This window comes from Streptomyces sp. NPDC058221 (assembly GCF_042882365.1).
Lineage (GTDB): Bacteria > Actinomycetota > Actinomycetes > Streptomycetales > Streptomycetaceae > Streptomyces.
The window spans coordinates 1-6,517 of the sequence record NZ_JBHVWF010000254.1 but is presented as its reverse complement, the minus strand read 5'-3'; the positions used below and the strand labels follow the sequence as shown (position 1 = coordinate 6,517).

9 protein-coding genes are annotated in these 6,517 nt (G+C 69.7%); 4 read left to right on the top strand and 5 right to left on the bottom strand.

The features are described from left to right. Both ACFVW8_RS37985 and ACFVW8_RS37980 read left to right on the top strand, forming a co-directional pair. The coding region (locus ACFVW8_RS37985) for a toxin C-terminal domain-containing protein (protein WP_389698419.1) at nt 1-378 on the top strand (378 nt) is incomplete at its 5' end. Beyond that, nucleotides 363-1,244, top strand: coding sequence for a hypothetical protein (locus ACFVW8_RS37980; RefSeq protein ID WP_389698417.1), 882 nt, complete (start codon nt 363-365; stop codon nt 1,242-1,244). The genes ACFVW8_RS37985 and ACFVW8_RS37980, both read left to right, overlap by 16 nt. A 20-nt stretch (nt 1,245-1,264) precedes the next feature. Here ACFVW8_RS37980 and ACFVW8_RS37975 read toward each other — a convergent pair whose 3' ends face one another. Further along, nucleotides 1,265-2,302, bottom strand: a complete 1,038-nt coding sequence (locus ACFVW8_RS37975; RefSeq protein ID WP_389698415.1) for a DUF6215 domain-containing protein — start codon at nt 2,300-2,302, stop codon at nt 1,265-1,267. Nucleotides 2,303-2,479: 177 nt separating this feature from the next. On the opposite strand from ACFVW8_RS37975, the gene ACFVW8_RS37970 reads away from it, so the two are divergent. Both ACFVW8_RS37970 and ACFVW8_RS37965 read left to right on the top strand, forming a co-directional pair. Further along, a complete protein-coding gene (locus ACFVW8_RS37970) occupies nt 2,480-3,688 on the top strand; it encodes a glycosyltransferase family 39 protein (RefSeq protein ID WP_389698413.1) in 1,209 nt (402 codons plus the stop codon). Between the two features lie 105 nt (nt 3,689-3,793). Next, entirely contained in the window at nt 3,794-4,573 is a 780-nt protein-coding gene (locus tag ACFVW8_RS37965; protein WP_389698411.1) for a hypothetical protein, read from the top strand. Between the two features lie 79 nt (nt 4,574-4,652). On the opposite strand, the gene ACFVW8_RS37960 is transcribed toward ACFVW8_RS37965, so the two are convergent. The 4 genes from ACFVW8_RS37960 to ACFVW8_RS37945 all read right to left on the bottom strand — a co-directional run. Further along, nucleotides 4,653-5,039 (bottom strand): hypothetical protein, encoded by a 387-nt coding sequence (locus tag ACFVW8_RS37960; protein ID WP_389698409.1) that lies wholly within the window; start codon nt 5,037-5,039, stop codon nt 4,653-4,655. Continuing rightward, nucleotides 5,032-5,424, bottom strand: coding sequence for a hypothetical protein (locus ACFVW8_RS37955; RefSeq protein WP_389698407.1), 393 nt, complete (start codon nt 5,422-5,424; stop codon nt 5,032-5,034). The genes ACFVW8_RS37960 and ACFVW8_RS37955 overlap by 8 nt, the downstream gene beginning before the upstream one ends. Before the next feature lie 18 nt (nt 5,425-5,442). Continuing rightward, entirely contained in the window at nt 5,443-6,114 is a 672-nt protein-coding gene (locus ACFVW8_RS37950; protein ID WP_389698405.1) for a hypothetical protein, read from the bottom strand. Continuing rightward, nucleotides 6,104-6,517, bottom strand: a 414-nt coding sequence (locus ACFVW8_RS37945) for a hypothetical protein (RefSeq protein WP_389698403.1), incomplete at its 5' end; no start/stop codon positions are given. The genes ACFVW8_RS37945 and ACFVW8_RS37950, both read right to left, overlap by 11 nt.

Genomic DNA, 6,517 nt, shown 5'->3' with positions numbered 1-6,517 from the left:
ACCACCCACGACCTCACCGTCAACGGCATCCACACCTACTACGTGGTCGCCGGCGCGGCGTCCGTGCTCGTCCACAACGAGAACTGCAACTCGATGACGCGCAAGCAGTCGGACGATGTCGCGGACTACCTGGGATACACGAAGACCAAAAAGAGGTCCGCGGGCGGAGCCCCCATCTGGGAGAACAAGAAGGCGACAGGCGGCCAGCCGCGATACATCACCTACGACCGGACCGGGCACAATAAGCAGGCCGTGTTCAAGGGCTCCAGTTCCCGGAATCCGTTCCAGTCGACGAAGGACTCGGCCCGGGACGGAACGTACGGTGTGGATGTGTCGTCCAAGGGAGAGGTGCTGGGGCTCAAGTGGCTGGCGAAGTGAGCAGTGAGCTGATCATCAGCCCTCGTAGCCAGAGCGTGCGGGACGATCTGACGGACGCACCCGGCTGGCCGGCCTACGCGGCAGACCTGCGCACGGCCGTCGCAACGGTGATCGATAAGAGCACCGCCGGCACTCTGGAGGTCGGCGAGCTCCTGGTGGGCGAACCTCTTCAGGACAGTTGCTCGGCTCTGCGCAACGGGGTGGAAGTCCGGCCGGCGGAGGCGGTCCGCCTCGTCGAGGCGATGGTCTCCGGCAGCGGGCCGTACTGCCGGCTCTCCCGTCCGGGGCGTCTCCAGATCGAGTCCGGATGGGACGGGGCCGTACACCTCTATGTCGGATCCGGTACGGCCACCGAACTGTCGGGGCTCGGGGGCGGGGAATTGAGCCTCCGGTGGCGGCAGGCGGAACCGGAGCCCGTGGAAGTGTCGAAGCCCGTGACCGCCGTCGCGGACGAGAGCTTCTGGAATGCGGTGCGGGAGGCGTCACAACGCTTCACCCTGCTGTGCGAGCGCTGGGCGCACGGCGCCCACGGGTGCACCTGGTTCCGGGTGACCCCGGGCAACGCGGCGGACGTGGCCCGGCTGGTGCGGCCTCGCTCTCTGCTGTGCGTGGGCACCGAGCCTGATCTGCGGCCGCGTACCGAGCTGCTCGAAGACGATTTCACCGCCTTCGTGGATCCGGCGTCTCCGGGCGAGTTGGCCTACCGGGCCTTTCCCGGTGGTGCGGACGATCTCTCGGACGTCACCGGTGAAGGCTTCCCCTTCATGCTGGCGGACACGGATGTGGAGCGGTGGTGCGCCGTGGTGCCGGACCCGGACGGAGTCGTCAGGGGCCAGTGGGAGGACCCCGCGGGTCAGTACGCCTGAGGACGGTCGGATGGGCGGTCTCACCGGGCAGTCCGGTCCGGGACCTCCGGAAGGATCTCCTCTGCGATGTCGAGGAGAACACTGTCGGCGGGGAAGGCTCCGGACGTGCCCCATACGGTGATGTCGAAGTAGCCGCCCCCGTCCTTCCGGTCGAAAGCCACGGACAGCGTCCTGGCCAGGGGGCCTTCCTCCACGGGCCCGCTGGATTTCTCACCTCCGAGGCTGAGGTCGAACCGCATGGTGCGATCGGAGGAGAAGACCGCAGGCCGGCCGAGAACCGTGTCCGTCCTGGTCTCCTCACCTCCGGTCTTCAGCAGCTTCACGTACTGGGCGATCGACAGCTTGTTGTACGTGGCCGACAAGTCCACGGTGTACGTGTCGAACTCGACCTTGGCTTCCGGCTGGGCGACCTTCCCGTCGGTCAAGAGCGCAGTGTCGCTGGCGCTGGAAGCCGAGGTCGCCTTCTCGTCGGGCGTTCCGAGGAGCTGTGACAGGCCGGGCCGGTTGAGTACCTTGCACAGTTCGTCACCGGTCACCGCCTTCGGCGTCCTGGCGTACACCTGCGGCAGCTTCTCGTGTGTGCTCTCCGGACAGGAGACGGGCTCCGGGGTGCTGTTGTCGTCCGACGCCATGCCGGGAGCCACCCACACCGCGGCTGCGAGTGCCCCGAACACGCCCACGGCCGCGAAGGCCTGTCCCCAGGCGTTGGGCTCCTTCCGCACCGTCGCCGGCCCGGCTCCGGGCTGCGGCAAAGGCTGCGGCTGCGGCTGCGGCTGCGGCTGCGGCTGCGGCTGCGGCTGCGGCTGCGGCGCTGTGCCCGCCGCCGGCCCGTCCGCGGAGACCGTCCGCTTCCCGCTCCGGCGTGCGCGCAGCGCACGGACCACCGTGTGGACGCGAAGGGCGGTGGCCACGAGGAAGGCCGTGCCGATGGCGGCCGCGATCCCGAGGTGATCGCGAATGGCGAGATACATGATGCGTACGCCGAAAACGGACCCGACCAGGATGAATACGGGCTCGCGAACCCAGAAGGGCAGGAACCGGAGAAGGAGACCGAGCATCCGGTGATCTCACCAGAGCACGCCCCCGGCCGCTGTGACGGAAGCCACAATTCCGGGGAGGTGCGGGATTGGCCGGCGAACTGTTTGCCGAGGTCACGCAGGTGTTTCGCCGGGATGAGGTGGCCGGGCGTCCGGTGATGACATCCCGGTCGCCCCGGCACGGAGATAATCGGCCGTATGTCCGCAGATCCTTCCCCGCAGGCCACCGCCGCCCTGCCGCGACCACAGCCCCGGCAGGCGCACCGGCCGGTCCGCGGACGTGCCGCCGCAGCCCTCGCCCGGGCCGCGCCGGCGCTCGGTGCTTACGCGGCCGTGCGCGCCGTCGGTCTCGTCGTCTTCTGGGCAGCCGCGTCCGCAGCGGGGAAGGACGCGTTCCATCTGCTCGCCGAGCGCTGGGACTCCGTCTGGTACCAGCGGGTCGCCGAGCACGGCTACGGGTACACCGCAGTCCTCCCCGACGGTGGCATCCACCCCGACCTGGCCTTCTTCCCGTTGCTGCCCGCGCTGGAGCGGAGCATCGCGGAGATCACGCCGCTGGGCCTCGCAGGCGCCGGACTGCTGGTCGCCTGGGTGGCGGGCCTGCTCGCCGGGTGGGGGATCTTCGCCGTCGGCGCACGGCTGTACGGGCGCCGGGCCGGGGTGGTGCTGGCCGCGCTGTGGGGGGCCTACCCCACGGCGTTCGTCCAGTCGATGGCGTACACCGAGACCCTGTTCACCGCGCTCGCCGCCTGGTCGCTGTACGCGGCGCTGACCCGGCGGTGGATCGTGGCCGGCGCCCTGTGCGCATTCGCCGGGCTGACCCGCCCCTCCGCCGCCGCGCTCATCGCCGCCCTCGCGATCACCGCCGCCGTCGCCCTCGTACGCGAGTACCGCACAGGCGACACCGACGGCATCGTCCGCCGCAACGGCCGGATGCTGCTCGGGGTGGTCCTGGCACCCGTGGGCTGGCTCGCGTACGTGGTCTTCGTCGCGGTGCGCGAAGGCAGCCCGTTCGCCTACTTCGACGTCCAGGCGCAGTGGGGCAACAGCATCGACGGCGGCGCGGCCCTCGCCTCGTTCGTCCTCGGTCTGCCGCTGCCGGGGGCGCTCGGGCTCTGCGCGGCGCTGGCCGGGCTCGGATGGCTGGTGTGGCTGTGCGTACGGCAGCGCCAGCCGCTCCCGGTACTCGTCTACGGCATCGCCGTCGTCGTCATCTCGCTGATCGGCTCCGGGTACTTCGGCTCCCGGCCCCGGCTGATGATGCCCGCCTTCCCGCTCCTGCTGCCGCCTGCCGTCGCCCTGGCCGCACTGCACTCCCGTGTCCGTACGGTGACGGTCCTCGCGGTGCTCGCCGCGGCCTCGGCCGGGTACGGGGCGTGGACGCTGCTCGGCTCAGGGCCGCCGTGAGTTGGGTCCCTGGGCCCAAGCGTCCGCGCCGGTCGGGTTGCTAGCGTGCAAGTCCGTATGCATACGCGTCCGCGTCAGCGGTTCGCCGGTCAGGAGCGGTGACGAATGAAGGCACGTACGGCAGCCATGGCGGCCACCACAGCAGTGCTCTGCCTCGCGGCCGTGGCCTGCGGGCCCTCCGACGACAAGTCCGAGAAGGACGACAAGGCGGCCGGCACGTCCGCGAAGCCGAGCACGTCGGCCGCCTCGGATCCGGCAGCCAGTGACTCCGCCGCCTCGGCCCCCGCCTCGACGCCCTCCAGCAGCGGCAAGGTCCTCAGCAAGGCCGAGCTGGCCAAGGCCGCCCTGACCACGGGTGAGGTGGCGAGCTACGAGGTCACACCGATGCAGGGCGGCGAGGAGACCGGCACCGAGAAGTCCGAGACCGAGGCCTGCCGACCGCTGGTCGCCGTGATCAACGGTGCCCCCGAACCCGCCCCGTCCGCCACCGTCTTCCGTACCGTCATGGACAAGTCCGAAGAGGGCAAGGACGACCAGACCGTCGTCACCGAGATCCTCACCTCGCACTCCGGAGGCACCGCGCAGCTGCTGATGCGCGACGTCCAGGACGCGGTCAAGGCCTGCGCGGGCGGATTCCGTACGTCGAGCGAGGACGGCCCCTCCTCGTACACCGAGGTGAAGCAGCTGAACCTGCCCAAGGCGGGCCAGGAGAGCATCTCCTACCAGGTGACCGGGAGCATCGAGGGCGACAAGGTGCCGCTGGTCTTCCAGCTGGTGCGTACGGGATCGACCGTCGTCACCTTCTACGTGGCCAACTTCCTCGACCCGAAGACCCCGGAGCTCCCGGCCCAGCTGGTCACCGCCCAGGCCGCGAAGCTGCCCTGATCCGGAGCGGTTGCCGGACCGTGCGCGATCCGCAGGACCCGGCGGTCGGCGCCGCCGTTCCCGTTGCGCCCGAGCCGGCTCACCCGGCGGGTCGGACCCGTGCGAACTTCGCCGCCAGGACCGGGCCGAGCTCCTTGACGATGGCGTGCCCGGGATTCCCGGGAAAGGGCAGATACTCCAGGAACGAGGTCACGACGACCTCGTCGATTCCTGGAGTTCCCCGTGCGGTCTGCTCCTCAAGGAATTCCAGCGTGCGGCGCCAGTCCGGCGCGTCGGCGTCGGCACCGAGGTAGGACCGCACGGTCTCCTGGGCTACGTCCCAGAAGAAGACGTGCGGGAGCACGGTGTCCTCGTTGAACACATGCGATGCGTACAGATCGCGGAACCAGGGCACGCGGGCCACGAGGTCGTCCACCAGTCGTACCGCCACGTCCTGGCCCACCGGCTCCGGCCCCGCGTCAGGCACCGGGGCTCTTCCCGTAATACGGCCTGACGGTCCTGCCCAGCTTCCGCTGGACCGACCGCAGCATCCGGATGGTCGGCTCGTCCGCCAGCCCGGTGGTCGTCGGCCATTCGACACCCGTGCCCGCCAGGTCGCTGACGAAGACGATCTCCGTGGCCAACAGCACACGCGCCCAGTCCGCCGGTGGGAGCGGAACGTCGTCGCCGAGTGCGTCGCGCAGCGGACCGGTCCGGTCGACGAGGTCCTGGGCATCCGCGAACCCCATGCCGACGGCGAGCTGGTCGCTGCAGTGGGCCGGACCGCCCCATTCGAGGAGCGCCCGCCGCAGCAGTCGGATCTCGTCCCCGGTGAGCAGTTCGCTCGCCGCCGTCCTCTCTTCTCCCGGCATCCGCCCAGCTCCTCCCCTCTACTGTGCGGCGAGTCCGGAACGAAGTTCGGCGTCCTCGGCCCCGCCCGCGATCCAGTTCAGAACAAGCTTCCTCGCCGGCCGCGCCCTGCCCGCCGCGGGGAACGCCTCCCGGAACGCACGGAACAGGAGGCCGTCGTTGACCGAGACGTACAGGCGCTCGGCCCGCGCGTGGATCAGCGCATCGGCGACGGACAGCCCCGTCGCTCTCAGCCGGACCAACTCGCGCACGTCGTCATCGAACAGGGACCGCGGCTCGACCTCGACACCGTACGTCTCGCGGAACTCGGTGCCGAATCTCCGGCAGGCGTACGCCGGGGACCTGCGGAGCCACCACTCCCCCTCGGGGAAACGGGTGAAGGACTCGTTCCGCAGAACGTTCCGGACCTGCGAGTCGGCGCCTTCGATCTGCTCCGACAGGCCTCGCGCCTCGGCGTGCCCCGCCGCTTCGAGCACCGGCAGGATCTCGGCGAGCCGGCTCCGCAGTGTCAGATCGTTGTTGTAGTCCTCGACGTCCCACGGATAACCGTCCCGGCAGTCATCGGCGAAACGCTGCCAGCGGTCCAGCGCTTCGGCCGGGCCGATCGGCTTTCTCCATCCGGCCGCCGAGAACAGACCGGAGAACTCTTCGCCGAAGCCTTCCGAGAAGCCTTCGGGAACGCTATCGGGCACTTTCCTTCTCCATATACGCGATCGGGTCGTCCGGCCGGAAGAAGTTCGTGATCTTCCCGTTCTGCATGATGCCGAGCCGGCCGGTCGAGGTATCCAGGCGAAGGACCGCACCGTCCCCGGACCGGATGACCTCCCGGACGTTCGGCCCCTTCTCGCCGCACATCAGAGTGCACGCGTCCTTCTGGTACCGGTCGAATCCATCGACACCGTCGATCTCATCCTGGTACTCCGGCATGTCGGGCTCTTCGCCCGGACGCTTCCCGTCTCCGTGCACGTGCTTGTCGTACTTCTCGTCGATCTTGGTCACGTCCCAGTCGCAGCCACTGTTGTGGACCAGGACCGGGGTCGCCCCCGCCAGCACATAGTAGGTGTGGATGCCGTTGACGGTGAGGTCGTGGGTGGC